Genomic DNA, 26,528 nt, shown 5'->3' with positions numbered 1-26,528 from the left:
CTCCGGCTGCCCCTCACTTCTACGTTAGACCTTGCTCCAATGGCAATCGATCTTCACGCACTCGCAGATGCAGTTCACGATGAAGCATCCTTCCTAAATTTTCTGGGGGCACTCAGTGCTGATTGGCACGAAGAAAAGAAAATCGAGAATGAGAAACCTTCGTCGCCTTATTCATCTGGCGCGCTCGGTTGGGAAAATGGAACAATCGGGGCAATGCTTGAGGCAGCAGAGGCTTGGGGGAGCGCATCAATTTCTGGCTTACCACTTTATGAAAAACCAGAAAATCCATGGCGGCGCGCAGCTCATATCCTTCACGCCGGGAAGTTCTATGAGTAGTCGTCAACTGACATTCCGTAAAACCGGGGCGTTGTTCAAAGTCCGGTCTAACCCTACAGTCAAGCGGACCGCCACAAGCTGCGCTTGTGGTTCCCTCCGCGCTTCGCGCTCCGGCGTCCGCTTACTTCCACGTTAGGCTCAAGTACGTCAATGAAGCGCCATGCCTACTATTCAACTTTTTCCAGAGCAGCAACTCTCTGGTCGATTGTTTCTTTAGGCATCGTCGTTATTTCCATAGGAGTTTGTTTTCTTGTTGGTAGCCAGTGGCGCCCAACACTCCTTTCGGTTGCATCAATTGCAATGTCCGTACTTGTTTCTATTACTACCTACCAATGCTTTGTGAATGGCTTCTTTCCGGGGAGCATGTTTGTATCCATTGAAACGAAGCCCGTTCAATTTTGGCTTACCGTTGCTTTATTCTTTTTTATAGCAATATGCCTATTTCTGGTTGGCGAATTTAGTTTAGTTTCTTCTTTACTTGCAAAACTCATGCTCTAGTGCTCACTGCCATGCCTACCGGTAAAACGCCTAACCATTCCGTCGAGAGGGACCGCCCACAAGCTGCGCTTGTGGGTTCCCTTCGCGGCTTCGCCGCTACGGCGGCCCCTCACGTCAAACGTTAGATTTCAATGAATCTCGACGCTCTGCGAGAAGTGACTAAGTGCAATGGATGGAAAGCATTGGCAGATACTTTGCTGATGCAGCCGACACCCAGCCAAGAAGCCTCGGGGGTTTTTGAAACCTACTGGATTGAAGGTGGGGCGCGAATGCGCGAACAAATATCAGATGATAGAAAGCTCGTCGCGCTTCTTCGTCACATGCTCAAGCCCTACGCGGGAAGCGAAGTTTCATTGTATCGAGGCGAAAACATCGAAAGATGGCGGGAAGGGAAAATCGGATTGGCATGGACGCCAAAAATTGAAACCGCACAAATGTTTGCTGGCGGCTTAAATTCAGTCCCTTCCGGTGGTGTTGTGTTGCGCACGGTTTGCGCCCCTAGCTCAGTGATTGCAGAGCCGAACTACCATAGTCGCTACTTGGGCGAAGACCAGTACACGATTGATCCGTTCTCTTTAGGGGGCATTGATGTCATTGAACACCAACCGCCATCGCCGGTGCTTAGTCGTGAAAATGAAATCTAACCCTGCAGTCGAGAGGGACAGCCAACAAGCTGCGCTTGTTGGTTCCCTCCGCGCTACGCGCTCCGGCTGCCCCTCACTTCCACGTTAGGCCAAATGCGAATCATCCCCTACATCAGCGCAATTGGAGTTCCGTTCGGCTGTTCCGAGGAAACTGTTGCATCAGCCTTGGGAAGCGAATTCACAAGGCAATCCAATAGCATTGGACAGGTAGAGCTTGTCTATGAGGCCTACACGTTTCGCCTCTCGAAAGACGACAAAGTGCTTGTCGAAACAACGTTGAATTCGGAGTACTTCCAAATTGATGGCTGCTCCTTGCGCTCGACCAAAATGAACGAGATTGCGTTTGCTGAGCTCGGTTACGCAGTGGCAAAGCTCGACCAAGAATCTTTTGAAGCGCATGGGTTTATCGTAAGCCCAAAGTTTGGAATAGCCTTTGATCCGCAATTCGCCTCATGGCTCACCGTGTTTGCTAAAAATGAACTGCATGCTTGGCGAAAATTGGCCTAACCCGGCGCTCAACCCCGTTCGCTTCGCTCTCTGGACGCTGCGCGATAATGCCGCGCAGCGCCGGTTAGCTCTACGTTAGACAGCGGGGCACCGAGGTGAGTGGCGGTTGGTTCTTGCGCGAGGAGTCTGTTGCCTGCCATCGTTGGCCCTCGCGTGGCGAGCGCCGTGCTGGTTCGGTCGACGCGGTTGGTTCAATCGGCGGCCTGGCCGGCACGTTCGAACACTCGCTCGGTTTTCAGGTCGCAGCGAGTGTTTCGCGAGTTCGTTGCGGCACGGCCAAGTCAGCTCGGGAAGCCGCCGCTCGGCTGCGGTGTCTCGCTGGTTCACCAAGTCATGCGGGCAGTGGTGGTTCGCTGCCTAACCCCTCAATCAACCGGACGTCACCCGGCAAGCTGGGTGCCGCCGGTTATCTCAAACGTTAGATTCACTCAAGACTTACCGGAGCGCCATAAGTGACTAATCAAATAAATAACCCACCACAGAGAAAAGGATTCCTATCTCTGCAATTTATGAGGGACTTACTGCTGATCCTATTAATAGTGATCGTCGCATGGAAGGCACTCAACGCTGAGATAAAAGTTGATCTGGCCAGCTTCTCTTTCAACGATTTTTTGTCACTTGTACTCGCGCTGTTCTCTGTGGCTCTGTCTGTCGCGTTTTACTTCAAAGCGAACGAGGCAAGTAATCAGTTCTACGACAACACATACAAATTCACCAAGGAGATGTCCGAAATCCTAGGGCGAATCGAGGCCGGATTCGGGGAACGCTTGAGGCATCTCGATGAAGGATATTCTGGCATGAGAGACCGTCTTGACAGAATGCCGCACTATGGCGCATCTCCATCTGACGTCAAAAAGGAAGAAGAAGAAATCAAACGTAAAGAGGCAGAGCAACGGGCGGTGATTGAAGAGCTGGCCAAAAAAGCAAAGCTTGCGGTACATGAAAAGGATGCGCTTTTTGCTAATCTCGCTCAGAAGAATGAAGAACTAGAACAGGCGCGGCTCGAATTGCGCCAAATGCAAGCAAGTCGACACCCCAGGTCTCCTGATTCCGGCATGAGACGGGAAGTGATCCGATATGTCGTTGGAAGACTGAAACAGTCACTCCCTGCTAACGAGGCTGATGAGCCGTTGCCATTGTCAAAAATAAGGAGGCTATTTTTGGAGAACAAGGCTGAAATTGCTGAGGCTGCGATTGATGATATGAGAAAGCTAGACCTGCTTGACGTTGAGGACAATTTAACCAGAGACGCACTTATGATGATCCGCATCGAATGGAAACGAATCTAACTATTCAGTCGAGAGGGACAGCCAACAAGCTGCGCTTGTTGGTTCCCTCCGCGCTACGCGCTCCGGCTGCCCCTCACTTCTACGTTAGACGCTATAGCCAGGATCACTCCGCTATGAAAGCATTTTTCCTTTTCATTGCACTCGCTCTCACTGGTTGCGCCACAACACCAGTTCCCACCACCTCCGCAAAGCAGGCTCCAGCAGACCGTGTACTTGCTTTTCAAAATAAACCCGAAGGACCTTCAGGCAAGCTCATCGTTACTCGTGACGAAGGCTTTCTCGGCGGTGGCTGCTTCTATGCCTTATCAATCAATGGCACCGTGGCTGCAAGGCTAGATGTGGGAGAAACGTCGGCATTCTTTGTTTCTCCAGGCGAAGTTCTTCTTCGGGCTGGCCGAGACCCACAAGGCAAGGCTCTTTGCGCCTTAGGTCAAGACGAATGGACTCAACGCGAGACTCTCGTCAGAGACAAAGAAACAAAATACTTCCGTTTATCTATCGACATGAATGGAAAGACTGATATTCAGCGCGCTGATCCGTAGAAATGTCTAACAATTCCGTCGAGAGGGACGGTTTGCAAGCTGTGCTTGCAAATACCCTCCGCCGCTTCGCGGCTTCGGCCGCCCCTCACGTCAAACGTTAGCCCCAAGCGGGTTTTGTGGTTTGAAAGTCGTGCCCCAGGCCCTGTTGGTTTCTCGGGCATGGGTTGAAAGTTGGGAGGGCGTGAATGTTCGCGCCACTTTATCGTTGGGCATGAACGGTTCGTTGGGAAGATTCGTGGCGCTCAAATCCAGCCTGATCGTTTCTTCCGTAGTTCGTGGTGGCTTACTACAGTTTTTCCCGGTGGCACGCGGGTTCTCGGTGTCAGGCTGGCCGGAGTTCGGCGCAGTGAAACCTTTAAACCAGTTCTCGGCTAACCCGGCAGTCAAGCGGACCACCACAAGCTGCGCTTGTGGTTCCCTACGCGCTACGCGCTCCGGTGGCCGCTTACTTCTACGTTAGTCGTCACAAAACGCGAGTTCGGCGCTTCCGACCAACCAGTCCGGTACTTTCACAATGCATCAATTGCAGCTCAATGTCCTGCTCGATCTAGCACTCAAAAGTGATGAGCTCATCGAGCTACTTGAAGACTTTGAGTTGAGCGTCGTATATGAATTCGATCGTCTCAATGAAGGTATCGAAGACATCTACTGGGTGTCAGCTTATGACGCAGGTTTCCAGTTGATGTTTAACGAAAATCAGGTCCTTAAAACTGTGTTTGCGTATGTATCCCCAAGAGACGGCTTCGCAAAAGTAGACTCAGCGATTGTGGGAGTGCCTTTCTACTCTTCTCGTGAAGAGGCGCAACGCGCCCTCGAAGATGCGGGCATTTCATTCGCAACCGGGCACCCAAAGTACGACTGGATCAAAGGCCAATTTCCTGAGTACTCGGCTCACTACGAGTTCAATCCCAGCGGAGAGCTAGCACTTGTCACACTCATGTCGAGTGACGCCTAACCCTACAGTCGAGCGGGACAGCCAACAAGCTGCGCTTGTTGGTTCCCTCCGTGCTTCGCACTCCGGCTGCCCCTCACTTCCACGTTAGCCCCATGGGGGTTTTGGTGTTTGAAAATCGTGCCTCAGGCCCCATCGGTTTCTCGGGCTTGAGTTGTAAGTTGGGAGGGCGTGAGTGTTCGCGCCACTTCATCGTTGGGCATGAACGGTTCGTTGGGAAGATTCGTGGCGCTCAAATCCGGCCCAGTTGTTTCTTCCGTAGTTCGTGGTGGCTTGCTACAGTTTTTCCCGGTGGCACGCGGGTTTTCGGTGTCAGGCTGGCCGGAGTTCGGCGCAGTGAAACTTTTAAACCAATTCTCGGCTAACCCGGCAGTCAAGCGGACCACCACAAGCTGCGCTTGTGGTTCCCTACGCGCTGCGCGCTCCGGTGGCCGCTTACTTCTACGTTAGGCTTCAAAGTCGCGCTCCATTTGCAGAACGCATCCCAAGTCTTTTTGCTCGGCACAACAATCGGCTTGATTGCGGCCTCGCTCCGGTAAAAAGTTGGGCCAAGGTAGTTATGATGATCGCACCAAACCTTTGCGCCGTATGGCTCAAGATTTACCCAGTGGTCTCCGTGGCAGATGTGCCCAACAAAACCCGGCCCTGAAAAGTATGTGCAGCCCATCCGTATGTCCTTTCTGTGCCGGCGTAGTCTCAACGTTGAAGTGCAACGGTAGTCAGGACGCATGGTAAATCTCCTTGGGGGTTTTGAATTGAAGTCTTTTGCGGGGTCGAGTATTTAATTCATTGGCGATCCAGTCGCAGTGAGCTTGGCTCAGTTGGCTCATGCAAGTGCCCTTGGGGAGGTACTGACGGATCAAGCCATTGAGGTTTTCGTTGGCCCCGCGCTCCCAGGAGTGGTACGGGGTGGCGAAGTAGCAGGTGACAGGGAAACGGGCTTCGAGTGCCTTGTAGTCGTGGAACTCGGTGCCGTTGTCCAGCGTGAGGGTATGAAACCGACCCGCCTGTTCGGTGAGTGCCTGGCTGGCGGCCCGCGTAACTTGTGCGCTCGTCCTGGCCTTTAGTTTCTTGATGATGGCGTAGCCGGTTTTGCGTTCCAGCAGCGTGAGGATGCAGTGATGCTTGTCCTGGCCGATGACCGTGTCACCTTCCCAGTGCCCCAGGTACAGGCGCTGTTCAATCTCTTCTGGCCGCTCGGAAATATGGCGTTTGCCCGCCAGTACGCCGCGCGAATCCTTGCTGGCGTACCGCTTGCGCACCGCCTTGCACATGATGCGCAGGCATTTGAAGAGCGTGCCCCCCGCACGCTTGTCGCGCAGGACATGGCGGTAGATCGTCTCAGGACTGATGCGCCACTGCCCGGCTGCCCGCAGCGTGCCGCTGATCTGTTCCGGGCTCCATTTCTGGCGCAGCCACCCTTCGATCTGTTGCCACTGTGCCGGGCTGAACCAGGAGCGGCGCCGTGCCCGCCGTCGCCTGGCCGTGGCGTACTTGTGCGCTTTCTCCGCGCGATAGTGGCCGTCGTGATGGGTGCGGTTTCGCCGCAACTCTCGGCTGATCGTGCTGGCTGCGCGCCCCATCTGCTGGGCGATCTGCGCTTGCGAGAATCCCGCAAGCCGCAGCCCCGTTATGCGGTATCGTTCCTCTCGGGTGAGCTGGTGGTACTTATTCATCAACGCTTCCTTTTTCTTGGCCGGAAATGGAAGCGTTCAGTATCCCAGTTCGCCCGCCTATTTCAGGGAGCGTTGCACTTCGTCTTTGAATCCGCGCTGGCTAACATGGCAGTCGAGCGGGACAGCCCAAAGCTGCGCTTTGGGTTCGCTCCATTGCCGGTTACTTTCAACGTTAACCACCAGTGAATTGGTGTTCAAACCGTGCGCGTGGCATAAATCCGGTGGGGTCAAGGGAGTTGCGCCTTCGGACGGATTCGTGCACCAAAGCCGCTGTTGAGCGCAAGTCCCCTCCAGAACCTTCTTTTCGACAATGGCCACGAATGACCCAACTTCACTCCCACTCAATGGTTGCGGGCGGCTTACCTGAGACGTCATAGACCACTCGATTGATGCCACGCACCTCGTTGATGATCCGATTCGAAACACGCCCCAGCAAGTCGTGAGGTAGATGCGCCCAGTGCGCAGTCATGAAGTCCTGCGTCTGCACGGCACGCAGGGCCACTACATATTCGTAGGTACGGCCGTCACCCATCACACCCACACTCTTGACCGGCAAGAACACGGCGAAGGCCTGGCTGGTCAGCTCGTACCAGGTTTTGCCGGAATTCTCGTCGACGGTCTTGCGCAATTCTTCGATGAAGATGGCATCGGCGCGACGAAGCAGGTCAGCGAAATCTTTCTTCACTTCACCCAGGATGCGCACGCCGAGGCCCGGCCCCGGGAAGGGATGGCGGTACACCATTTCGTGCGGCAGGCCCAGCGCCACGCCCAGCTCGCGTACCTCGTCCTTGAACAGTTCGCGCAGCGGCTCCAGCAACTTGAGGTGCAAGGTGTCGGGCAGTCCGCCGACGTTGTGGTGGCTCTTGATCGTGGTCGCCTTCTTGGTCTTGGCGCCGGCTGACTCGATGACGTCCGGGTAGATGGTGCCTTGCGCCAGCCACTTGGCACGGCTCAGCTTGCCGGACTCGGTCTGGAAGACCTCGACGAATTCCTTGCCGATGATCTTGCGCTTTGCTTCGGGGTCGGACACACCTTCCAGCTTACCCATGAACTGCGCCGTGGCATCGACGTGGATGACTTTGACGCCCATGTTGCGCGCGAACATGTCCATCACCATCTGGCCTTCGTTGAGGCGCAGCAGGCCATGGTCCACGAAGACACAGGTGAGTTGATCGCCAATGGCGCGGTGGATCAGCGCCGCCGCGACAGAGGAATCCACACCGCCCGACAGGCCGAGGATGACTTCCTCATCGCCCACCTGCTCGCGAATCTTCTCCACCGCTTCGGCGATGTAGTCGCCCATGATCCAGTCGGGCTTGCAGCCGCAGATCTCGCGCACGAAGCGCTGGATGATCTCGGCACCACGCAGCGTGTGCGTCACTTCCGGGTGGAACTGCACGGCGTAAAAGCGGCGCGCTTCGTCGGCCATGCCGGCCATCGGACAGGACGGCGTGGAAGCCATCAGCTTGAAGCCTGGCGGCAGCTCGGTGACCTTGTCGCCATGGCTCATCCACACCTTGAGCATGCCGTGGCCGTCGACCGTACGGAAATCCTCAATGCCGTCGAGCAGCTTGGTGTGGCCATGTGCCCGTACTTCGGCGTAGCCGAATTCGCGCGTCTTGCCCGGCTCCACCTTGCCGCCCAGTTGATGCGCCATGGTCTGCATGCCGTAGCAGATACCCAACACGGGCACGCCCAGCTCGAACACCGCCTGCGGCGCCTTGTCGGTCGACTCCTCGTAAGCAGACATGTGGCTGCCCGACAGAATCACGCCACTGGCGCCATAACTGCGCACGAATTCGTCGCTGACATCGGCAGGATGAATCTCGCAGAACACGTGTGCTTCACGCACGCGGCGCGCAATCAACTGGGTGACCTGGGAGCCGAAATCGAGAATGAGGATCTTGTCGTGCATGGCGGTCGTAGTGTCGAAATGGAATTGAAAAGCGAAACGACCGGCAATCAGCCGGCCGTTCCTGGTACTTGCATCACGCGGAAATCAATCCACGTGGTAGTTCGGGGCTTCCTTGGTGATTTGCACGTCATGAACATGCGACTCACGAATGCCGGCCGAGGTAATCTCGACGAATTCGGCACGCGCGCGCATCTCTTCGATGCTGCCGCAACCCACGTAGCCCATGGAGGCACGCAAACCGCCGGCCAATTGGTGAATCACCGCACCAACCGCTCCCTTGTAGGCCACACGACCTTCGATGCCTTCCGGCACCAGCTTGTCGGCATTGTTCTCGGCATCCTGGAAGTAGCGATCGGCCGCACCCTGCTGCATCGCCCCCAACGAACCCATGCCACGGTAGGACTTGTAGGACCGGCCCTGGTACAGCACCGTCTCGCCCGGCGCCTCCTCGGTGCCGGCGAACAGGCCGCCCAGCATCACGCAGTAGGCACCGGCCGCGATGGCCTTGGAAATGTCGCCCGAGTAGCGGATGCCGCCGTCGGCAATCAGCGGCACGCCGGTTGACGCCAGTGCGGTCGCTACGTTGTCGATGGCAGTGATCTGCGGCACACCCACGCCAGCCACGATACGCGTGGTGCAGATGGAGCCCGGGCCGATGCCGACCTTGACGCCGTCAGCACCCGCGTCGACCAGCGCCAGCGCGGCCGCGCCGGTCGCGATGTTGCCGCCAATCACTTCAACCTGCGGGAAGTTCTTCTTGACCCAGCGCACGCGGTCCAGCACGCCTTGCGAATGACCGTGCGCGGTATCAACCACGATCACGTCCACGCCGGCTTCAGCCAACAGCTCGCAGCGCTCCTCGGTGCCGGCACCCACGCCCACCGCCGCGCCCACGCGCAGGCGGCCATGCGAATCCTTGGCGGCCAGCGGGTGCTCGGTGGCCTTCTGGATGTCCTTCACGGTGATCAGGCCGTACAGGTCGCCTTCCGCATTCAGCACCAGCACACGCTCCAGGCGGTGCTTGTGCATCAGGCGCTTGGCCTCTTCCAGCGTGGCGCCCTCGCGCACTGTCACGAGGCGGTCGCGCGGCGTCATGACCCCAGCCACCGGCTGGTCCAGATTGGTCTCGAAGCGCAGGTCGCGGTTGGTGACGATGCCGACCACGTGTCCGTCATCCACGACCGGCAGACCGGAAATCTTGTGCTGACGGGTCAGCGCCAGCACTTCGCGCACCGATAATGTGGGTGGAATCGTGATCGGATCGCGCAGCACGCCGGACTCGAAACGCTTCACGCGCGCGACTTCCTGCGCTTGCTGCTGCGCTGACAGGTTCTTGTGGATGATGCCGATGCCGCCCTCCTGGGCCAGTGCAATGGCCAGGCGCGACTCGGTGACCGTGTCCATGGCTGCGGACACGAGCGGAAGATTCAGGTGAATGTTGCGCGTCAGGCGGGTAGCGAGGCTGACATCGCGGGGCAATACATTGGAATGAGCAGGAACGAGCAGAACGTCATCAAACGTCAGCGCCTTCTGGATCAAACGCATGTCTATAATCCTTACCGGCAAATCGGCATTATACAGGTGTCGATAAGCGCCCGCAAAACAACCAGTTGGAAGTGCAAGAGGTGCTCATGTTGAAGCAGGTTCTCTCTGTTCTGTGCCTGGGGCTTGTCACCAGCACGGCCTCGGCTCAGATCTATACCTGGACGGACAGCAAGGGGGTCAAGCACGCCTCCGACCAACCGCCGCCCGAGGTGGAGGTGAAGACCACGGTCAAGGGCGGCAATCGCGCTGCGGCGGCAGCGCCTGCTCCCGTTGCCGGCTCGGCACCGGTCGCGCCAGTCACGGCCAGCGGCCCCAAGACAATGAAAGAGCAGGAACTGGAATTCCGCCAGCGCCAGGCGGCACAGAACGAAGCTGCAGCAAAGGCACAGAAGGAAAACCAGGTCAAGGCGGAGCGTGAAGCCTACTGCCAGGCCATGCGCAGCAATCTGTCCTTGTATGAGGGTGGCGGTCGTGTGACCCGGGCCAATGCCAAGGGGGAGAAGGAGTTCCTGACCGACGCACAGCTTGCGCAGGAGGCTGAGAAGGCCCGCAACCAGATCGCCCGCGACTGCAAGTAAGGGCCTCAGCGGCAATCCAGATATGCAAAGCCCGGCTAAGCCGGGTTTTTTGTTTCAGGCAGGCAGATCGCCGCCGCCCTTCTTCATCGCCTTGCCCTCGTCGGCGCGCTTGCGGCGCACCTCCTTGGGGTCGGCAATGAGGGGGCGGTAGATTTCGACGCGATCACGATCGTGCAGCACCGCGTCAAGCTTGGTGAGCTTGCCGAAGACACCAATCTTGTTGGTCGCGAGGTCGATCTCCGGATACTTGGCGCAGATGGCCGAGGCCTCAATGGCCTGGGCAACGGTACTTCCTTCCGCCAGGTCCAGCACAACCAGTTCCTGACGTTCGCGCAAGGCGTAACAGACTTCGATACGGATCACGTTGCTCACGGCTTGGGGCCTCCATGAATCTGATCGGCGCGCTTGACGAAGGCGTCGACAAAGGTATTTGCGATATGGCTGAACACCGGCCCGACGACCTTCTCCAGCATCTTGCTGGAGAACTCGTAGCTAAGGCGGAACTCTATCTTGCAGGCTGCTTCGCCGAGCGGCGTGAAGAGCCAGTCACCATCCAGTTTGCGAAATGGGCCGTCGCGCAGAACCAGGCGCATGTGGCGCGGGGCATCCTTGCTGTTGGCCGTCGTGAAGTGCGAGCGGATGCCGTGGTAGTTGATTTCCAGGCGCGCCACGGTCAGTGCGGGCGTGCGCTCCAGCACCTGGGTGCCGCCGCACCAGGGCAGAAAGGCGGGATAGTCCTCGACACGATCAACCAGCTCGAACATTTCACTCGCACTGCGTTCGATCAGGACCAGCTTTTTGACTTCAGCCATGCGGATCGCCGGGCGCCGGGGGCGGCGCTTGCTAAAATGGGCGATTCTATCCGAACGGCAAGACCGCAGACTGACACGGCATGAGCATCATCGACAACCGCAAGGCCTTCCATGACTACTTCATCGAAGAGCGCTACGAAGCAGGCCTCGCGCTGCAAGGCTGGGAGGTCAAGGCGATCCGTGCCGGCCGCGCCCAGATCAAGGAAGCCTACGTGCTCCTGCGCGATGGGGAGTTGTTCATCATCGGCATGCACATCAGCGCACTGCCGACGGCCTCCACCCACGTCAATCCGGACCCCACCCGTACGCGCAAGTTGCTGCTGCATGACCACGAGATCGACCACCTGATCGGCAAGGTCGAGCGCGCCGGCTTCACGCTTGTGCCACTCGACCTGCATTACACGCGAGGACGCATCAAGGCAGAGATCGGCCTGGCCAAGGGCAAGAAAAACTACGACAAGCGCGAAACGGAGAAGAAGCGCGACTGGGACCGCGAAAAGGCCCAGTTGATGCGCAATAAGCGATCGTGACACCTCCCGAGCTGCTGTACTGGATCGGTATCGCCGCGGTCGCGGTGTGCGCCATCACCGGCGCGCTGGATGCCGGGCGCAAGAACATGGACATCGTGGGCGCCACCGCCGTAGGACTGGCGACCGCAGCAGGTGGTGGCACGGTTCGCGACCTGTTGCTGGATCGCCCGGTGTTCTGGGTCGCTGACCAGACCTACCTGGTGGCCGCCCTGCTGGCGACCACGCTGAGCTTCTTCGCGGTGCGTGCCACCCGCCTCCACCCGCGCCTGTTCCTCGTGCCCGATGCGCTGGGCCTGGGCCTGTTCACGGTGCTCGGCACGCAGATCGCACTGGACCATGGCAGCCCCTGGCTGGTTGCCAGCCTCATGGGCGTCATCACCGGCGTACTGGGTGGAGTATTGCGCGACATGCTGTGCAACGACATTCCGCTGATCTTCCTGCCCGGCGAGCTGTACGCGACGGCGGCCTTTGCGGGCGCCATCAGCCTGGTCGGCGCCCAGGCCTGGGGCCTGAGCCACTCAACCAGCGCGATCATCGGTTTTGTGGTGGCCACTGGCCTGCGGCTAGGTGCGATGGCGTTCCGCTGGCAGGCGCCGCGCTGGACGCCTGACGACGGCGTCTGAGCCCCGCCTACTTGCGGCCGCCGACAAACTGCTTGAGCGCCTCCGGCAGATCGGCCGGCAGCATCACGATCTTGGCGTTCTCCGAGTTGCTCATGCTCTGCAGGGAGTGAATGTACTTCTCGCCCAGCAGGTAGAGCACCGGCGTGGTGGAATCACCGATCGCCTCACTCACGCGACGGATCGCCTCCGCGCTGGCGGTGGCCAGGGCGACCTGCGCATTGGCGTCGCGCTTGGCGGATTCCAGGCGCGCCTCCGCTTGCAGGATGGCGGATTGCTTCTCGCCTTCAGCACGCGTCACCCAGGCCTTGCGCTCGCGTTCTGCCGCAGCCTGCATTTCCATTGCTTTCTGCATGGACTCCGAAGGCTTGATGTCCTGGATTTCCACCGTCTTGATGCTGATACCCCAGTCCAGCGCCTCGTCGGAAATGCTCTCGCGCAGTCGCGCCTTGATCTTGTCGCGCGAGGACAGGGCTTCGTCCAGCTCCATCTCGCCGACGATGGAGCGCAGCGTGGTCATGACCAGGTTGCGGATCGCTTCGGAGAAGTTGGTCACGCCGTACACCGCACGCACCGGGTCGGTCACCTTGATGAAGGCAATTGCGTTGGTAAGGATCACCGCGTTGTCGCGGGTGATGACCTCCTGCTCCTGCACATCGAGGATGATGTCCTTGGTGACGACCTTGTAGGCTACGTCGTCCAGGTAGGGCACCAGAATGCTCAGGCCCGGCTTGAGTACGCCGTTGTACTTGCCCAGGCGCTCGACCACCCATTCCTCACCTTGCGGAACGATGCGCACGCCCTTGGCGATCGTGATGACCACGAACACCAGGATGGCGACGACGACGATCAGACTCTCCATGATGCCTCCTTGCTGGTTGATGCAACGAGACCCGAGGCAGACCGCGCTCAGGCCGGATGAGCTGCGTCAGCGCGACGCTGGCGCGACTGTTCGAACAGGCACACGGCGGCAGCCGCCGCCACGTTCAGCGACTCACTGCCCGCCGCCATCGGGATACGCGTGCGCAGGCTCGCGGCAGAACACAGCGCCTCGCTCAGTCCGCTCCCCTCCGAGCCAAACAACCACAGGCAGGGCGGGCGCAGGTCCAGCGCGTAGAGATCGTGTGCATCGGCCGCCAGACTCGTGGCGATGCTAGGCCCAGACCATGACACCAGCAAGTCGGCGCCAGCGACCTCTTCCTCGATGCTCAGCACGAAATGGGCGCCCATGCCGGCGCGCAAGACCTTGGGCGACCACACGTGGACGCAACCGGGGCTCAGCTTCACCTGCCGCAGGCCGGCGGCGGCGGCTGTACGCAGCAAGGTCCCCAAGTTGCCGGCGTCCTGGATGCGCTCCAGGAACAGCACATCGCGCCCAGGATCGAACCCGGTCGGCGCAGCCGGCAACTCGATCTCGGCCACCACGCCGCTGGGGGTCTCGACCGGACTGACCTGCCGCATCAAGGCCTCGGGCAATTCGACCAGCTCGCAGCGGGTCGGCACAAGGTTTTCGAGCAGGCCGATGATCTCGTCACGTGCCCTCGCCTGCGCAGTCACCGCCACACAGCGCAGCGCAATGCCGGCGTCAGCCGCGGCCTGCAGCAGATGCGCACCGTCCAGCAAGGTCGCGCCGGACTGGCGGCGGTAGCGCGCATCGTCCAGCAAGCCGCGCCAGTGCTTGATGAGGGGATTGTCGCGTGAGCTGATCGCCTTCATGCCCGTCTCAGGCAAAGAAGTCCGGCTGGTCGAGCAACTGCTTCACCGGACCGAAACTGCGGCGATGCTCTGGCGTCGGGCCCAGACGCTTCAGTACCGCCAGATGATCCGCCGTCGGGTAGCCCTTATGTTGCGCGAAGCCGTATTCCGGGTAGCGCGCATCGAGCGACTTGAGCAAGGCGTCGCGATGCGTCTTGGCCAGAATGGAGGCAGCCGAGATCGCCGGCTCCAACGCGTCGCCCTGCACGATGGCACGAGCCGCACACGGCAAGCCCGTCGGCACCCGGTTGCCGTCCACGATCACCTCGTCCGGCACGTTGCCCAGCGCCTCCACTGCCCGGCGCATTGCCAGCATGGTCGCATGCAGGATGTTCAGACGGTCAATTTCCTCCACGCTGGCCTCAGCCACCGCCCAGGCCAGCGCGTCACGCTGAATCTGCGGCGCGAGGGCGTCGCGCTTGCGTTCGCTGAGCTTCTTGGAGTCGTTCAAGCCGATAATAGGACGCGCCGGATCGAGGATCACCGCCGCCGCGACCACGGGCCCGCACAGTGGGCCACGGCCCGCCTCATCCACCCCGCAGACCCGGCGGCTCGTGCTCACCCTGCTCGCCCCAGCAGGCCGGCAATGGCTTCCGCCGCGCGCGTCGCATGATTCTGCCGCAAGGCCAGATGCATCTGCATGAAGCGCGCCTCCTGCGCCTCCCGCGCCGTGCGGTCGTCGAGCAGCTTGGCGATAGCATCACCCAGCGCAGGTACGGTCGCCGCGTCCTGCAGGAACTCCGGCACCACGAACTCGCCGGCCAGGATGTTGGGCAGGCCCACGTAAGGCAGGTAGGCCATGCGCGAAATGATGCGGTAAGACCACTTGCCCATGCGGTAGGTGATGACCATGGGACGTTTGTGCAGCGCGGTCTCCAGCGTGGCCGTACCACTGGCAACCAGCACCACGTCGGCTGCGGTCATGGCCAGGTCGGCATGTCCGAACATGATCTTGATCGGCAACTCGGTGGCGTTCGCCGCGTACAGGGCCTCCTCGAACAGCTCGCGGGTGCGCCGCGTCACCAGGGGTACCAGGAAGCGGATGTTGGGGTAACGCTGATAGAGGCCCTGGGCTGTCTCCACGAACAGCCGCGCAAGGTGCGTGACCTCTCCCACCCGGCTGCCGGGGAGCAGCGCCACGACCGGCCCCTCACCCGTCAGTTGCAACTCGGTACGCGCTGCCGCGCGATCCGGCTCAAGTGGAATCTGATCGGCCATCGGGTGACCGACAAAGGCCGCGCGTACGCCATTGCGCTCGTAGATTGCAGGCTCGAAGGGGAATAGACACAGCACCAGATCGGCGGCCCGTTTGATCTTGTGCACCCGTTTGCCACGCCACGCCCAGATGGACGGACTCACGTAGTGCACGGTCTTGATGCCGGCACGCCGCAGGCGACGCTCGACTTCAAGATTGAAGTCAGGTGCGTCGACGCCGATGAACAGATCGGGCGGGTCATCCTTGAGGCGCTTGAGCAGATCCGCGCGGATGTTCCACAGCTCCCTGAAGCGCCGCAGGACGTCGACATAACCGTTGACCGCCAGCAACTCCGACGGCCACCAGGCATCGAAACCTTCGGCCTCCATCTTGGGGCCGCCAATGCCGCAGAATCGCGCCTCGGGGTAAGCCTTCTTGAGTGCGCGGATCAGATGGGCCGCGAGCATGTCGCCCGAGGCCTCTCCTGCCACCAGGGCAATTCGCATAGGCCCTCCGGTCAGCGGATGATGCCGCGCTTGGACGCCGCGAAGAAGTCGACCAGAACCTGCAGTTCCGGGGTCCCGGCCGCAGCAGCCTCGATCTCTGCACGTGCGGCTTCGAGCGTCAGCCCCTGGCGGTAGATCGCCTTGTAGGCGCGCTTGAGCTGCGTGATGGCTTCGGCCGAAAAACCACGGCGGCGCAGACCTTCGCTGTTGATGCCATGGGGCGTGCTGGGGTTGCCGGCATGCATCACGTAAGGAGGTACGTCCTGGGTGATGATGGCACCGCCACCAGCCATGCTGTGCGCACCGATGATCGCAAACTGGTGCACGGCGGCCATGCCACCGAGAATCACGAAATCCCCGACGTGTACATGCCCCCCCAGGGTCACGTTGTTGGCCATGATCGTGTTGTTGCCAACCTGGCAGTCATGCCCGATATGCACGCTGGCCATGAACCAGTTGTCGTGACCGATGCGCGTCACGCCGGCGTCCTGTGCGGTGCCGATGTTGAAGTTGCAGTACTCGCGGATCGTGTTGCGGTCACCGATCTCCAGGCGCGTCGGCTCGCCGGCGTACTTCTTGTCCTGCGGAATCTCGCCGATCGAGCAGAACTGGAAGATGCGGTTCTCGCGACCGATCTTCGTGTGTCCCTTGATGACGACGTGCGGACCGACCGCGGTGTCGTCGCCGATCTCCACGTGATCCTCGATCACCGAGAAGGGGCCGATGCTAACCCGTTCACCGAGACGGGCGCTGGGACTGACGATGGCGCTGGGATGGATCATGGCGGCTCAGAGCTGCTTGATGGCACACATCAGATCGGCTTCGGCGGCGAGTTCATCGCCTACCTTGGCCACACCGGAGAACTTCCAGATGCCGCGCATGTTGCGCACCAGCTTCATCTCGAAGCGCAACTGGTCGCCCGGCACCACGGGACGCTTGAAACGCGCGTTGTCGATGGCGGCAAAGTACAACACGGAGCGTTCGTCCGGCACCTGGCCATGCGTCTTGAAAGCCAGGATGGCGGCGGCCTGGGCCATCGCCTCGATGATCAGCACACCGGGCATCACCGGCTCATGCGGGAAATGCCCGTTGAAGAAGTCCTCGTTGATGGTGACGTTCTTGATGGCCGTGATGTGGTCACCGATCTCCATGTCCAGCACGCGATCCACCAGCAGAAAGGGATAGCGGTGCGGCAGGAATTTCATGACCTCCTTGATATCCATCTGATTCACTTCTTGTTCTCCAGTTCTTGCAGTTTCTTTTCCATCTCACGCAGGCGCTGCGCCAGTGTGTCCAACTGGTGGAAGCGCGCCACATCGCGCAACCACTCTTTGTGCGGGGTCGCCGCCCAGGTCGAGGTATAGAGTCCGGGGCGCTCCGTATCCTTGGTCATGCTCGTCGCGCCAGACACCACCACATCGTCTCCGATGTGGATATGGCCGTTGATCCCGGCCTGCCCCCCCACCATGACGCGCCGCCCCAAGCTGCTGCTGCCGGCCATGCCGACCTGCGAGGCCAGGGCGGAATGCTCGTTGATACGACAGTTGTGGGCGACCTGGATCAGGTTGTCCAGCTTCACGCCATTGGCGATCACCGTGTCGTCCAGCGCGCCACGGTCGATGCAAGTGTTGGCACCGATCTCCACGTCGTCGCCGATGAGAACGCGGCCAATCTGCGGCACCTTCTCCCAACGGCCATCACGATGGCGCGCATAGCCGAAGCCATCGCTCCCGATCACCGTGCCCGCGTGCACGATGCAGCGCGCACCGATGACGCAGTCCTCATATACCGTGACGTTGGCGCGCAGCACACTGCCGGCACCGATACGCACACCCCGCTCCACTACGCAGCCAGGGCCAATACGCACGTTCTCGCCGATCTCACAGCCTTCGCCGACATAGGCCAGCGGCGCAACACTCGCCGATGCAGGCAGGGGCGACAGCACCACCGCCTGCGGATGCACACCAGCCTCAACGGCCGTAGGAGGATTGAGGCACTGCGCCAAGCGCGCGAAGTAGACATGCGGTTCAGGCGTCACGATACATGCCGCCTTGCATTCCGCCGCCAGCGCCGGGGGCACGATCACCGCACCAGCCTGCGTGGACTGCAGTGCCGAGCGGTACTTGGCCTGCGCCACAAAGCCGATCTCCTGCGGCCCTGCCCGTTCGAGAGGGGCTACCTGAAGGATATCGGTCGTGCCGTCCCCGCGCAGTTCCCCGCCCAGGCGGGCCACGATATCAGACAGCAGCATGAGCGCTTACTTCCCGGGGGTGTCGGCCAGCGCCTTGATCACCTTGTCGGTGATGTCGATACGCGGATTGAAATACACGGCCTCTTGCAGGATCAGGTCGAACTTTTCGGCCTCCGCGACCTGTCGGATGGTCTTGTTGGCGCGATCCAGCACGCCAGCCAGCTCTTCATTCTGGCGCTGGTTGCGGTCTTCCTGATACTCGCGCTTCTTGCGCTGGAAATCGCGATTGAGGTCACCGAACTCACGCTCCTTCTGGCGACGATCGGCCTCCCCCATGGTCAGGGCGTTGCGGTCGAGCTGCTCCTGCAAGCCTTGCAACTGCTTGCCCAGACGCTGCAGATCCTGCTCGCGCTTTTCGAATTCCTTCTCGAGCTTCTTCTGGGCACGCACGGCCGGTGCCGACTCGCGCATGATGCGTTCGGCGTTAACGAAACCAATACGGAACTCGGCCTGGGCCAAGACCCCTGTGCAAGCGGCAAGCAGGCCGAGTGACACGAGAATGCGGCGCATCTGGTCTCTCCTAGAACACGGTGCCGACGGTGAACTGGACCGTCTGCTTATTGTCGCCTTCCTTGGCATTGAGCGGATAGCCAAAGGCAAAGCGTAGCGGGCCGATCGGGGACACCCAGTTCAAGCCCACGCCGGTACTGAAGCGCATATCGGAAAACTTGACCTTGTCATCCACGCCCCACACCTGACCGGCATCCAGGAACAGGCTCAGACGCAAGCTGCGATCATTTTCCTTCATGCCCGGCATGGGGAACAGCAACTCGAGGTTGCCGACGATACGGCGATTACCCCCCAGCGCCTGACTCGTCTCAATCCCGTTGGCATCCACCACGCGCGGCCCCAGCGAGCTGTCGGCGAAGCCGCGCACCGAGCCGATACCGCCGGCGTAGAAGTTGCGCATGAAGGGCAGGCTCTTGCCTCCATAGCCATTGGCGATGCCGAAGTCGGTATTGACCATCAGCGTGAAGGTGTTGGTCAGCGGCGTGTAGTGCTGCCATTGGTAGCTCAGGCGCCAGTAGCGCAACTCCGCCGGCGCCACCGCGACCTCGGCCCCGGCACGCGAGTACCAGCCTGCCGTGGGGTAGACCGCGCTATTCCGCCCCTCATGGATCCAGTTCATGGTCAGCGGCAACGAGGTCGTGTTCTCGCCGTATTCAGCGACGAAATCGCGGTACTGCTGCGGACTGGTGTCGGTCAGCTCAAGATTGGTCTTGTCGGCCGTGATACCGGTCGTAATCGTATCCTGGTCGGACAAGGGAAAGCCAAAGCGCACCCCCAGGCCACCCGAGGCCGCCTTGTAGTTGGCGACCGAGCTGCTGGTCGTGTCGGTCTTGCGGTAATAGAGATCAAAGCCGCGGCTCACCCCATCCGGCGTGAAGTACGGGTTGGTGTAGCTCAAGGACAGCAGACGATTGGTCTTGCCTGTATTCGCCGCAAGCGTCAGCGCATTGCCCGTCCCGAACAGGTTGTTCTGCGAAATCGAGCCGCTCAGCACCAGCTTGTCGACCTGGGAGTAGCCCACCCCCAAAGACAGAGCACCAGTGGGGCGTTCCTTCACATTGACGTCCAGGGCCACCTTGTCGGGCTCACCCGCCTGGGGCGAAGGCTGAACGGTCACTTCTTCGAAGAAGCCGCTGCGATCCAGGCGCAGCTTGGAGCGCTCGACGCTCTCGCGGTCGAACCAGGCGCCTTCCATCTGGCGCATCTCGCGTCGGACCACCTCATCGCGAGTCTTCGAGTTACCGCTGATGTTGATGCGATCCACGTAGACGCGACGGCCGGGGTCGACGAAGAATGTCAGACCGACGCGGCGCTGCTCGCGCTCGACTTCGGGCACCACATTCACATTGGCGAAGGCGTAGCCGTCATTGCCTAGGCGCTCGGCCACGGCCTTGCTGGTGGCGTTCTGCAGTCCGCGCGAATAGACCTCACCGGGCTTGAGCTTGACCAAGGGCTGGAGTTCCGACTCGGGCAACAACAGATCGCCCGCCAGTTTTACCGAGGACACGGTGTACTGCTCACCCTCGGTCAGGCTGATCGTGATGTAGACGTCCTTCTTGTCCGGCGTGATCGAAACCTGGGTGGAGTCCAGACTGAAATCGACGTAACCCTTGTCGAGGTAGTAGGACTTGATGGTTTCCAGATCGCCGGTGAGCTTGGGCTTGGAGTAGCGGTCGCTCTTGGTGATGAAGGTCAGCCAGCCGCTGGTTGTCAGCGACATCAGGTCAATCAGGTCCTTTTCCTTGAATGCCTTGGCGCCAATGACCGAAATCTTCTTGATCTTGGCGACTTCGCCCTCTTCGATCTCGAAGTTGATCGCCACCCGGTTGCGCTCCAGCGGCGAGGTCGTGGTCCGCACTTTCACGCCATAGTAGGAGCGGGTCAGGTAGAGACGCTTGATTTCCTGCTCGGCTTTTTCCAGCGTGGAACGGTCGAAGGTGCGCGACTCGGCAATGCCGGCCTCCTTGAGGCCTTTGCTCAGCACATCGGTGGCAAATTCCTTGTTGCCCGAGAAGTTGATCTGGGCAATCGCAGGACGCTCCTCGACGATGACCACCAGCACGTCGCGATCGGAATCGATGCGTACGTCGCGGAAAAAGCCGGTCGCGTAGAGCGCCTGGATGGCGTTGGCGATACGGTCGTCGTTAACGGTATCGCCGATCTTGATGGGCAGGTAATTGAAGACGGTTCCGGCCTCCGTGCGCAGCACGCCTTCTACCCGGATGTCCTTGACCACGAAAGGTGTGATCGCAAAAGCAGCATTCGACAGCGTGGCGGCCACCGCTGCCGCAATCAGGCTTTTTCTCATTATTGGAAGTCAGCGAATAAACAGACGATTGAGGTCATTGAACAGCGCGAGCGCCATGAGCCCCAACAACAAGGCCAGGCCGCAACGTTGTGCGATCTCCAGCGCGCGCTCCGACAAGGGCCTGCCGGTGAGGGCTTCGACCGCATGATACAGTAAGTGCCCCCCGTCCAGAATCGGCACCGGAAGCAGGTTCAGAACCCCCAGGCTGATACTGATCAAGGCGAGCGAGCGGATGTAAACCTCCCAGCCGGCGGCTGCCGACTGCCCCGTGAAGTCGGCAATCGTGAGCGGTCCGCTGACATTACGCAGCGAGATGTCGCCCGTCACCATGCGCCACAAGACCTTCAAGCTGAACACCGACATGCGCCAGGTCTGCTGCACCGCACGCATCATGGCCTCAACCGGCCCGTAGCTCACTTCCACCAGATAACGCGAACTCAGCGCCGCATCCGGCCGCGCTGCCGCGATCCCAATGCGCGCACGCGCGGCCTTACCTTCCCCCACGACTTCCGGAAACACTTCCACAGTGTGTTGATCACCCGCACGCTCAACGCCCAGACGCAGCGCTCGACCTTCTGCCGCCCCGATCTTCTCTGCCAGGTCATGGAAATCTGCGATCGCAGCACCGTCGACCGTCGCCACACGATCCCCGGCACGCAGCCCGGCCTTCTCGGCCACGCTGCCGGGCGCGACGCTACCAATCACTGCCGGCAGTTGAGGGCGCGCGGGCCGCAGCCCGAACTGTTCCATCGGGTCGGCAGCCCCCTCGTCCACCACGATCGCCGACAAATCGGCCTGCCGGATCTGCGTCGAACCGCCGGACGTCCGGGTCTCGATCTCGATCACCCGTCGTGCCAGCCCGTTGTCGATGATCGCCCAGCGCAGATCGTCCCAGGAGCGGATGCCTTCGCCCTCGATGCGCATCACGCGCTCGCCAGCGACCAAGCCAGCGCGCTCGGCAGCCGAACCCTGGGTAATGCTGCCGATCTCCGGTGCCAGAGTCGTCGTGCCCGCGATGAACGTCCCCCAATAGATGAGGATGGCCAGCAGAAAATTGGCAAATGGGCCGGCAGCCACGATCACGCTGCGCTTCCAGATCGGCTGGACATTGAAAGCGCGTGCGCGCTCCTGCGTGGCGACCGGTTCCTCGCGCTCGTCCAGCATCTTGACGTAGCCTCCCAGCGGGATCGCCGCCACGCACCACTCCGTCTGGTCTGCACCGAAGCGGCGGCTCCACAGGGGCTTGCCGAAACCGATGGCAAAACGCAGCACGCGCACGCCACACCAGCGCGCGGCCAGGAAATGCCCCAACTCGTGCACGAAGATGAGCACCGCCAGGGCGAGCAGAAAGGACCACAGGTAGTGCAGGAAGCTCATCAGGAACCTCTATAAATGGGGAAGCCAGCGCCCCGACGGCTAAGCCAGACTCAGGCGGACACTGAGACCAGTGCTCGCGCGGCAAGTTCACGCGCCTGGTGATCTACCGCGATCAGATGCTCCAGTGAGTCGACAGATGTCGCTGGCAACTCGTCCAAAACCTGCTGGACGGTCCGCGCAATGTCGACGAAACGCGTGCGCCCATCGAGAAAGGCTGCCACCGCGATTTCGTTCGCCGCATTGAGGATGGCGGGTGCACATCCCCCCTGGCGCAAAGCCTCAAACGCGAGGCCCAGACAAGGGAAGCGCTGCAGATCCGGCTCCTCGAAACTGAGTTTGCCGATCTGCGCCAGGTTCAGGCGCGACACCCCGGCGTCGATGCGCTCGGGATAGGCCAGTGCGTGCGCAATGGGGGTCCGCATGTCGGGATTCCCGAGTTGGGCGATCACCGAGCCGTCTCGGTATTCGACCATCGAGTGGATCACGCTCTCGGGGTGGATCAGCACCCCGATACGATCGACCTCCACGCCGAACAGCCAACGGGCCTCGATGACCTCCAGCCCCTTGTTCATCATGGTGGCGGAATCCACCGATATCTTGCGTCCCATCACCCAGTTGGGATGCGCGCAAGCCCGCTCTGGCGTCACCCCGTCCAATTCCGCCAGGGGCGTGCGACGGAACGGTCCGCCGGAGGCGGTCAGCACGATACGCGCCACGCCGCAGTGATGCAGACCGTAGTCAAAACCGGCTGGCAGGGACTGGAAGATCGCGTTGTGTTCGCTGTCGATCGGCATCAGCGTGGCACCACCCTCGTGCACCGCCTGCATGAAGAGTTCACCGGCCATCACCAGCGCCTCTTTGTTGGCCAGCATCAGACGCTTGCCCGCGCGCGCAGCCGCCAAAGCCGGCCGCATGCCCGCGGCACCGACGATAGCCGCCATCACGGTAGTCACTTCGCCGGCACAGGCGACCTGTTCGAGTGCCTCCGCGCCCCACAGCACCTCGGTCGACAGCCCGTCCAGCGCGGAACGCAAACGCCCCGCGTCCTCCGCCGACGCCACCACCGCCATTCTCGGCCGGTGGAGACGGCATAGGGCCGCCAACTCGTCCACCCGCGAAAAAGCCGTCAGGGCGAAGATCTCGAACCGCTCGGGGTGGCGTGCAACGACATCCAGGGTGTTCAAGCCTATGGAGCCGGTCGCACCCAGAATAGTTAACACCTGCTTGCTCATGCGCGCGCTCCCGGATTCAGGCGAGGAAGGACAGGATCAGGACCGCAGCCGCCGCCAAGGGCAGCGTCGGCAGCAAACTGTCGATGCGGTCGAGCAGGCCACCATGGCCCGGCAGGAGGTCGCCACTATCCTTCAATCCAGCCTGGCGCTTGAGCAGGGATTCGAACAGATCGCCCTCCACGCTGGTTGCCGTGTACAGCAAGGCGAACACCATCAGGACGAGCGGACTCAGCGCTTGCAATGCCGGCACGAAGGTCTGACACAGCAGCACGAACACAAGCACCGCGAGCACACCGCCCATTACACCTTCCCAGGTCTTGCCGGGACTGATCCCCGGCGCTAGCTTGTGGCGCCCAAAGGCCCGTCCAGCGAAGTAAGCGCCGATGTCGGCCAGCCACACCATGGCCATGGCCCCAAGCAGGAGCCAGGGGCTGATCTCGCGCAACTGGATCATCGCCAGACCTGCCGGCACCAGAACAACCAAACCCACGATGTAACGCCCCACGCCCTCGCGGAACTGGGGCTTAAGCCGCAGGATCGCCGACACCGTAAACCACCAGAAGGACACGGCCCCCAGATGCACGGCCAAGCCCAGCATGAGCGCGTCCTCCTTGGGCATCAAGGCAAATAGCAGTGCCGGTGCCACGGCCAGCACGCGGAATACCCAGCTCATCGGGCCGCGTATGGCGGTCAGGCGCAGCCACTCCCCTGCTGCCAGCCACAACACCCCGCCGACCACACAGGCCCAAGCCAGCGTCGGCAACAGGAACACGCAGGCCAGCAAGGCCAGGAGAAGGGCGACTGCCGTCAGGACACGCGCTTTCAGCATGGATCAGGCACCGGTTCCCGCCGCAGGATTCGCATGCACCTGCTCGCTTGTGCGACCGAAGCGGCGCTCCCGCCGGCGATAGGACTCGAGCGCCTCGGCAAAGGCCGCTTCATCGAAATCCGGCCACAGCCGATCGGTGAAATAAAACTCCGCATACGCGAGTTGCCATAAAAGGAAGTTACTTACCCGCTGCTCACCACCGGTACGGATGAAGAGATCCGGCTCAGGCGCATCGGCCAGGCACAGGTACGGCGCCAAATCCTCTTCGCTGAAGTCGCCAATGTGGTCCGGCCGCGCTGCGCGCAGACGGTTCATCGCATTCAGGATGTCCCAGCGGCCGCCATAGTTTGCCGCGATCGACAAGGTCAGCGCCGTATTGCCCGCGGTCTGGGCTTCGGCATCACGGATGGTCGCCACCAGGGCTTGGTCGAAGCGCGCCAGATCGCCAATCACCCGCAAGCGGATGTTGTTCTTGTGCAAGCGGGCCACTTCGTCGCGCAAGGCCTGCAGGAACAGGTTCATCAGGAACGAGACTTCGTCCGCCGGACGACGCCAGTTCTCGCTACTGAACGCGAACAAGGTCAGGTGCTCAACACCATGCTCAATGCATAGCCTGACGACGTTGCGCACCGTCTCCACGCCACGCTTGTGACCGGCCACCCGCGGCAGCAACCTCTTCTTGGCCCAGCGCCCATTGCCATCCATGACGATGGCAATGTGACGCGGAAGGTCCGGAGAGGCGGGAATGTCGCGCGTGGAGCTGAAAAGTCGCGATAGCGGCATGGCCGTTCCTTGCGCGATGAAATGGAAGGCGGTGCGATGCAGCCGCTCAGACCTGCATCAACTCCTGCTCCTTCTGGGCCAGGAGCTTGTCGACTTCGGCGATGTACTTGTCAGTAAGCTTCTGCACATCGTCCTGCGTGCGACGTTCTTCGTCCTCGGCGATTTCCTTGTTCTTCAAGGCATCCTTGAGCGAGGAATTGGCATCACGACGAATATTGCGGATCGCCACCTTGGCTTCTTCGCCTTCGCTCCGCACGACCTTGATCAGGTCCTTGCGGCGCTCTTCGGTCAGGGCCGGCATCGGCACCCGCACAACATCGCCGACGGCAGACGGATTCAGACCAAGGTCCGAGTCGCGGATCGCCTTCTCCACCTTGCTCACCATGTTTTTTTCCCACGGCTGCACACCGATGGTACGGGCATCGAGCAGGGTCACATTGGCGACCTGCGGAACTGCTGTCGGCGACCCGTAGTAATCGACCATCACATGGTCCAGCAAACCGGTATGGGCACGCCCGGTACGCACCTTGCCGAGGTCGTTCTTGAGCGCCTCGACGGACTTCTGCATCTTGCTTTCGGTGGTTTTCTTGAGTTCCGCAATCATGGTCTGTTCCCTCAAACGTGAACGAGCGTGCCTTCGTCTTCGCCCATCACGACGCGACGTAGCGCTCCCTTCTTGAAGATACTGAACACCTTGATCGGCAGCTTCTGATCGCGGCACAGCGCAAAGGCCGTAGCGTCCATCACTTGCAGGTTTTTCGCGATGGCCTCGTCGAAACTCACGGTGCTGTAACGCGTGGCGTGCGGATCCTTTTTCGGATCCGCCGTGTAGATGCCATCAACCTTGGTCGCTTTGAGTACGATCTGCGCGCCGATCTCGGCGCCGCGGAGCGCGGCCGCCGTATCGGTGGTGAAGAAGGGGTTGCCGGTACCAGCCGCGAACACGACAATCTTGCCCTCTTCGAGGTAACGGATCGACTTGCCACGGATGTACGGCTCGACGACCTGATCCACGCGCAGCGCGGATTGCACGCGAGCAGTGACGCCGGCATGCGTGAACGCATCGACCAGCGCCATGGCGTTCATGATCGTCGCCATCATTCCCATGTAGTCCGCCGTGGCGCGGTCCATGCCGGAAGCGGCACCGGCCATGCCACGGAAGATATTGCCGCCACCAATCACAATCCCTACTTCGACGCCCATGCGGGCCACTTCGATCACGTCGGCCACGATGGTCGACACCACCCCCTGATTGATGCCATAGGCATCATCACCCATGAGAGCTTCACCGGAGAGCTTGAGCAGGATACGTTGATAGGCAGCGGCCATGCGGACTCC

30 protein-coding genes are annotated in these 26,528 nt (G+C 60.7%); 10 read left to right on the top strand and 20 right to left on the bottom strand.

The genetic code is table 11. From position 1 onward, the window contains the following. Nucleotides 1-39 precede the first annotated feature (39 nt). From NMB43_RS09255 to NMB43_RS09225, 7 genes are all read left to right on the top strand, one after another. A complete protein-coding gene (locus NMB43_RS09255; protein WP_494351867.1) occupies nucleotides 40-336 on the top strand; it encodes a hypothetical protein in 297 nt (98 codons plus the stop codon). Nucleotides 337-486: 150 nt separating this feature from the next. Next, nucleotides 487-834 carry a hypothetical protein gene (locus tag NMB43_RS09250; protein ID WP_494351866.1) on the top strand — a complete coding sequence of 116 codons (348 nt, stop codon included), beginning with the start codon at nucleotides 487-489 and terminating at the stop codon, nucleotides 832-834. Nucleotides 835-965: 131 nt separating this feature from the next. Continuing rightward, nucleotides 966-1,478, top strand: coding sequence for a hypothetical protein (locus NMB43_RS09245; protein ID WP_494351865.1), 513 nt, complete (start codon nucleotides 966-968; stop codon nucleotides 1,476-1,478). A 93-nt stretch (nucleotides 1,479-1,571) separates the two neighbouring features. Further along, complete coding sequence (locus tag NMB43_RS09240) at nucleotides 1,572-1,985, top strand: hypothetical protein (RefSeq protein WP_494351864.1); 414 nt, start codon at nucleotides 1,572-1,574, stop codon at nucleotides 1,983-1,985. Between the two features lie 452 nt (nucleotides 1,986-2,437). Further along, the gene (locus tag NMB43_RS09235) at nucleotides 2,438-3,274 is read left to right on the top strand and encodes a hypothetical protein (protein ID WP_494351863.1); all 837 of its coding nucleotides are present in this window, start codon (nucleotides 2,438-2,440) and stop codon (nucleotides 3,272-3,274) included. A 113-nt stretch (nucleotides 3,275-3,387) separates the two neighbouring features. Continuing rightward, the gene (locus tag NMB43_RS09230) at nucleotides 3,388-3,816 is read left to right on the top strand and encodes a hypothetical protein (RefSeq protein ID WP_494351862.1); all 429 of its coding nucleotides are present in this window, start codon (nucleotides 3,388-3,390) and stop codon (nucleotides 3,814-3,816) included. 514 nt (nucleotides 3,817-4,330) lie between these two features. Continuing rightward, complete coding sequence (locus NMB43_RS09225) at nucleotides 4,331-4,771, top strand: hypothetical protein (RefSeq protein WP_494351861.1); 441 nt, start codon at nucleotides 4,331-4,333, stop codon at nucleotides 4,769-4,771. Between the two features lie 716 nt (nucleotides 4,772-5,487). On the opposite strand, the gene NMB43_RS09220 is transcribed toward NMB43_RS09225, so the two are convergent. The 3 genes from NMB43_RS09220 to guaB form a co-directional block, all read right to left on the bottom strand. Further along, nucleotides 5,488-6,444, bottom strand: a complete 957-nt coding sequence (locus tag NMB43_RS09220; protein ID WP_494348244.1) for an IS30 family transposase — start codon at nucleotides 6,442-6,444, stop codon at nucleotides 5,488-5,490. A gap of 331 nt (nucleotides 6,445-6,775) precedes the next feature. Then, nucleotides 6,776-8,359, bottom strand: a complete 1,584-nt coding sequence (guaA, locus tag NMB43_RS09215; protein ID WP_494351860.1) for a glutamine-hydrolyzing GMP synthase — start codon at nucleotides 8,357-8,359, stop codon at nucleotides 6,776-6,778. An 84-nt stretch (nucleotides 8,360-8,443) separates the two neighbouring features. After that, nucleotides 8,444-9,904 (bottom strand): IMP dehydrogenase, encoded by a 1,461-nt coding sequence (gene guaB, locus NMB43_RS09210; RefSeq protein WP_494351859.1) that lies wholly within the window; start codon nucleotides 9,902-9,904, stop codon nucleotides 8,444-8,446. A gap of 86 nt (nucleotides 9,905-9,990) precedes the next feature. Here guaB and NMB43_RS09205 point away from each other — a divergent pair, with 86 nt between their 5' ends. Next, nucleotides 9,991-10,482, top strand: a complete 492-nt coding sequence (locus tag NMB43_RS09205) for a DUF4124 domain-containing protein (protein ID WP_494351858.1) — start codon at nucleotides 9,991-9,993, stop codon at nucleotides 10,480-10,482. Nucleotides 10,483-10,536: 54 nt separating this feature from the next. Here the strand turns inward: NMB43_RS09205 and NMB43_RS09200 are convergent, their stop codons facing one another. Together NMB43_RS09200 and NMB43_RS09195 are read right to left on the bottom strand one after the other, a co-directional pair. Then, on the bottom strand, nucleotides 10,537-10,854 hold the full coding sequence (locus NMB43_RS09200; RefSeq protein WP_494351857.1) for an RnfH family protein: 318 nt from the start codon (nucleotides 10,852-10,854) through the stop codon (nucleotides 10,537-10,539). Then, a complete protein-coding gene (locus NMB43_RS09195) occupies nucleotides 10,851-11,294 on the bottom strand; it encodes a type II toxin-antitoxin system RatA family toxin (protein WP_494351856.1) in 444 nt (147 codons plus the stop codon). The genes NMB43_RS09200 and NMB43_RS09195 overlap by 4 nt, the downstream gene beginning before the upstream one ends. Before the next feature lie 80 nt (nucleotides 11,295-11,374). Between NMB43_RS09195 and smpB the strand changes: the two genes are divergently transcribed. Both smpB and NMB43_RS09185 read left to right on the top strand, forming a co-directional pair. Next, nucleotides 11,375-11,824, top strand: a complete 450-nt coding sequence (gene smpB / locus NMB43_RS09190; RefSeq protein ID WP_494351855.1) for an SsrA-binding protein SmpB — start codon at nucleotides 11,375-11,377, stop codon at nucleotides 11,822-11,824. Then, on the top strand, nucleotides 11,821-12,447 hold the full coding sequence (locus NMB43_RS09185; RefSeq protein ID WP_494351854.1) for a trimeric intracellular cation channel family protein: 627 nt from the start codon (nucleotides 11,821-11,823) through the stop codon (nucleotides 12,445-12,447). The genes smpB and NMB43_RS09185 overlap by 4 nt, the downstream gene beginning before the upstream one ends. A gap of 7 nt (nucleotides 12,448-12,454) precedes the next feature. Here NMB43_RS09185 and NMB43_RS09180 read toward each other — a convergent pair whose 3' ends face one another. The 15 genes from NMB43_RS09180 to pyrH are packed head-to-tail and all read right to left on the bottom strand — an operon-like array spanning nucleotide 12,455 to nucleotide 26,519. Next, nucleotides 12,455-13,306, bottom strand: coding sequence for an SPFH domain-containing protein (locus tag NMB43_RS09180; RefSeq protein WP_494351853.1), 852 nt, complete (start codon nucleotides 13,304-13,306; stop codon nucleotides 12,455-12,457). A 47-nt stretch (nucleotides 13,307-13,353) separates the two neighbouring features. Further along, entirely contained in the window at nucleotides 13,354-14,160 is an 807-nt protein-coding gene (locus tag NMB43_RS09175) for a TrmH family RNA methyltransferase (protein ID WP_494351852.1), read from the bottom strand. Between the two features lie 7 nt (nucleotides 14,161-14,167). Beyond that, entirely contained in the window at nucleotides 14,168-14,761 is a 594-nt protein-coding gene (gene rnhB, locus NMB43_RS09170; RefSeq protein WP_494351851.1) for a ribonuclease HII, read from the bottom strand. Next, nucleotides 14,758-15,900: a lipid-A-disaccharide synthase gene (gene lpxB, locus NMB43_RS09165; RefSeq protein WP_494351850.1), complete on the bottom strand. Its 1,143-nt coding sequence runs from the start codon at nucleotides 15,898-15,900 to the stop codon at nucleotides 14,758-14,760. The genes rnhB and lpxB overlap by 4 nt, the downstream gene beginning before the upstream one ends. Before the next feature lie 11 nt (nucleotides 15,901-15,911). After that, nucleotides 15,912-16,682 carry an acyl-ACP--UDP-N-acetylglucosamine O-acyltransferase gene (gene lpxA, locus NMB43_RS09160; protein WP_494351849.1) on the bottom strand — a complete coding sequence of 257 codons (771 nt, stop codon included), beginning with the start codon at nucleotides 16,680-16,682 and terminating at the stop codon, nucleotides 15,912-15,914. 6 nt (nucleotides 16,683-16,688) lie between these two features. Further along, a complete protein-coding gene (gene fabZ / locus NMB43_RS09155) occupies nucleotides 16,689-17,123 on the bottom strand; it encodes a 3-hydroxyacyl-ACP dehydratase FabZ (protein ID WP_494352132.1) in 435 nt (144 codons plus the stop codon). A gap of 5 nt (nucleotides 17,124-17,128) precedes the next feature. After that, a complete protein-coding gene (lpxD, locus tag NMB43_RS09150) occupies nucleotides 17,129-18,151 on the bottom strand; it encodes a UDP-3-O-(3-hydroxymyristoyl)glucosamine N-acyltransferase (RefSeq protein WP_494351848.1) in 1,023 nt (340 codons plus the stop codon). Nucleotides 18,152-18,157: 6 nt separating this feature from the next. Then, nucleotides 18,158-18,661, bottom strand: coding sequence for an OmpH/Skp family outer membrane protein (locus NMB43_RS09145; protein ID WP_494351847.1), 504 nt, complete (start codon nucleotides 18,659-18,661; stop codon nucleotides 18,158-18,160). A 10-nt stretch (nucleotides 18,662-18,671) separates the two neighbouring features. Continuing rightward, nucleotides 18,672-20,969 carry an outer membrane protein assembly factor BamA gene (gene bamA, locus NMB43_RS09140; protein WP_494351846.1) on the bottom strand — a complete coding sequence of 766 codons (2,298 nt, stop codon included), beginning with the start codon at nucleotides 20,967-20,969 and terminating at the stop codon, nucleotides 18,672-18,674. Nucleotides 20,970-20,978: 9 nt separating this feature from the next. After that, nucleotides 20,979-22,346, bottom strand: coding sequence for an RIP metalloprotease RseP (gene rseP, locus NMB43_RS09135; RefSeq protein ID WP_494351845.1), 1,368 nt, complete (start codon nucleotides 22,344-22,346; stop codon nucleotides 20,979-20,981). Nucleotides 22,347-22,396: 50 nt separating this feature from the next. Then, entirely contained in the window at nucleotides 22,397-23,578 is a 1,182-nt protein-coding gene (gene ispC / locus NMB43_RS09130) for a 1-deoxy-D-xylulose-5-phosphate reductoisomerase (RefSeq protein WP_494351844.1), read from the bottom strand. Nucleotides 23,579-23,594: 16 nt separating this feature from the next. Continuing rightward, the gene (locus NMB43_RS09125; RefSeq protein WP_494351843.1) at nucleotides 23,595-24,407 is read right to left on the bottom strand and encodes a phosphatidate cytidylyltransferase; all 813 of its coding nucleotides are present in this window, start codon (nucleotides 24,405-24,407) and stop codon (nucleotides 23,595-23,597) included. A 3-nt stretch (nucleotides 24,408-24,410) separates the two neighbouring features. Beyond that, the gene (gene uppS, locus NMB43_RS09120; RefSeq protein WP_494351842.1) at nucleotides 24,411-25,190 is read right to left on the bottom strand and encodes a polyprenyl diphosphate synthase; all 780 of its coding nucleotides are present in this window, start codon (nucleotides 25,188-25,190) and stop codon (nucleotides 24,411-24,413) included. A 46-nt stretch (nucleotides 25,191-25,236) separates the two neighbouring features. Then, nucleotides 25,237-25,794 carry a ribosome recycling factor gene (frr, locus tag NMB43_RS09115; protein ID WP_494351841.1) on the bottom strand — a complete coding sequence of 186 codons (558 nt, stop codon included), beginning with the start codon at nucleotides 25,792-25,794 and terminating at the stop codon, nucleotides 25,237-25,239. An 11-nt stretch (nucleotides 25,795-25,805) separates the two neighbouring features. Further along, nucleotides 25,806-26,519 carry a UMP kinase gene (pyrH, locus tag NMB43_RS09110; protein WP_494351840.1) on the bottom strand — a complete coding sequence of 238 codons (714 nt, stop codon included), beginning with the start codon at nucleotides 26,517-26,519 and terminating at the stop codon, nucleotides 25,806-25,808. Nucleotides 26,520-26,528 lie beyond the last annotated feature (9 nt).

The sequence above is a fragment of the Uliginosibacterium sangjuense genome (assembly GCF_059132465.1).
The sequence above is the reverse complement of the archived record's forward strand: the minus strand, read 5'-3'. Positions and strand labels throughout refer to the sequence as shown.

Excerpts from the sequence above, each read along its gene's own strand:
- NMB43_RS09255 (WP_494351867.1), top strand. The coding sequence starts at position 40 with ATGGCAATCGATCTTCACGCACTCGCAGATGCAGTTCACGATGAAGCA.
- NMB43_RS09250 (WP_494351866.1), top strand. The coding sequence starts at position 487 with ATGAAGCGCCATGCCTACTATTCAACTTTTTCCAGAGCAGCAACTCTC.
- NMB43_RS09245 (WP_494351865.1), top strand. The coding sequence starts at position 966 with ATGAATCTCGACGCTCTGCGAGAAGTGACTAAGTGCAATGGATGGAAA.
- NMB43_RS09240 (WP_494351864.1), top strand. The coding sequence starts at position 1,572 with ATGCGAATCATCCCCTACATCAGCGCAATTGGAGTTCCGTTCGGCTGT.
- NMB43_RS09230 (WP_494351862.1), top strand. The coding sequence starts at position 3,388 with ATGAAAGCATTTTTCCTTTTCATTGCACTCGCTCTCACTGGTTGCGCC.
- NMB43_RS09225 (WP_494351861.1), top strand. The coding sequence starts at position 4,331 with ATGCATCAATTGCAGCTCAATGTCCTGCTCGATCTAGCACTCAAAAGT.
- NMB43_RS09220 (WP_494348244.1), bottom strand. The coding sequence starts at position 6,444 with ATGAATAAGTACCACCAGCTCACCCGAGAGGAACGATACCGCATAACG.
- guaA (WP_494351860.1), bottom strand. The coding sequence starts at position 8,359 with ATGCACGACAAGATCCTCATTCTCGATTTCGGCTCCCAGGTCACCCAG.
- guaB (WP_494351859.1), bottom strand. The coding sequence starts at position 9,904 with ATGCGTTTGATCCAGAAGGCGCTGACGTTTGATGACGTTCTGCTCGTT.
- NMB43_RS09205 (WP_494351858.1), top strand. The coding sequence starts at position 9,991 with ATGTTGAAGCAGGTTCTCTCTGTTCTGTGCCTGGGGCTTGTCACCAGC.
- NMB43_RS09195 (WP_494351856.1), bottom strand. The coding sequence starts at position 11,294 with ATGGCTGAAGTCAAAAAGCTGGTCCTGATCGAACGCAGTGCGAGTGAA.
- smpB (WP_494351855.1), top strand. The coding sequence starts at position 11,375 with ATGAGCATCATCGACAACCGCAAGGCCTTCCATGACTACTTCATCGAA.
- NMB43_RS09180 (WP_494351853.1), bottom strand. The coding sequence starts at position 13,306 with ATGGAGAGTCTGATCGTCGTCGTCGCCATCCTGGTGTTCGTGGTCATC.
- NMB43_RS09175 (WP_494351852.1), bottom strand. The coding sequence starts at position 14,160 with ATGAAGGCGATCAGCTCACGCGACAATCCCCTCATCAAGCACTGGCGC.
- lpxB (WP_494351850.1), bottom strand. The coding sequence starts at position 15,900 with ATGCGAATTGCCCTGGTGGCAGGAGAGGCCTCGGGCGACATGCTCGCG.
- lpxA (WP_494351849.1), bottom strand. The coding sequence starts at position 16,682 with ATGATCCATCCCAGCGCCATCGTCAGTCCCAGCGCCCGTCTCGGTGAA.
- fabZ (WP_494352132.1), bottom strand. The coding sequence starts at position 17,123 with ATGGATATCAAGGAGGTCATGAAATTCCTGCCGCACCGCTATCCCTTT.
- lpxD (WP_494351848.1), bottom strand. The coding sequence starts at position 18,151 with ATGCTGCTGTCTGATATCGTGGCCCGCCTGGGCGGGGAACTGCGCGGG.
- NMB43_RS09145 (WP_494351847.1), bottom strand. The coding sequence starts at position 18,661 with ATGCGCCGCATTCTCGTGTCACTCGGCCTGCTTGCCGCTTGCACAGGG.
- bamA (WP_494351846.1), bottom strand. The coding sequence starts at position 20,969 with ATGAGAAAAAGCCTGATTGCGGCAGCGGTGGCCGCCACGCTGTCGAAT.
- rseP (WP_494351845.1), bottom strand. The coding sequence starts at position 22,346 with ATGAGCTTCCTGCACTACCTGTGGTCCTTTCTGCTCGCCCTGGCGGTG.
- ispC (WP_494351844.1), bottom strand. The coding sequence starts at position 23,578 with ATGAGCAAGCAGGTGTTAACTATTCTGGGTGCGACCGGCTCCATAGGC.
- NMB43_RS09125 (WP_494351843.1), bottom strand. The coding sequence starts at position 24,407 with ATGCTGAAAGCGCGTGTCCTGACGGCAGTCGCCCTTCTCCTGGCCTTG.
- uppS (WP_494351842.1), bottom strand. The coding sequence starts at position 25,190 with ATGCCGCTATCGCGACTTTTCAGCTCCACGCGCGACATTCCCGCCTCT.
- frr (WP_494351841.1), bottom strand. The coding sequence starts at position 25,794 with ATGATTGCGGAACTCAAGAAAACCACCGAAAGCAAGATGCAGAAGTCC.
- pyrH (WP_494351840.1), bottom strand. The coding sequence starts at position 26,519 with ATGGCCGCTGCCTATCAACGTATCCTGCTCAAGCTCTCCGGTGAAGCT.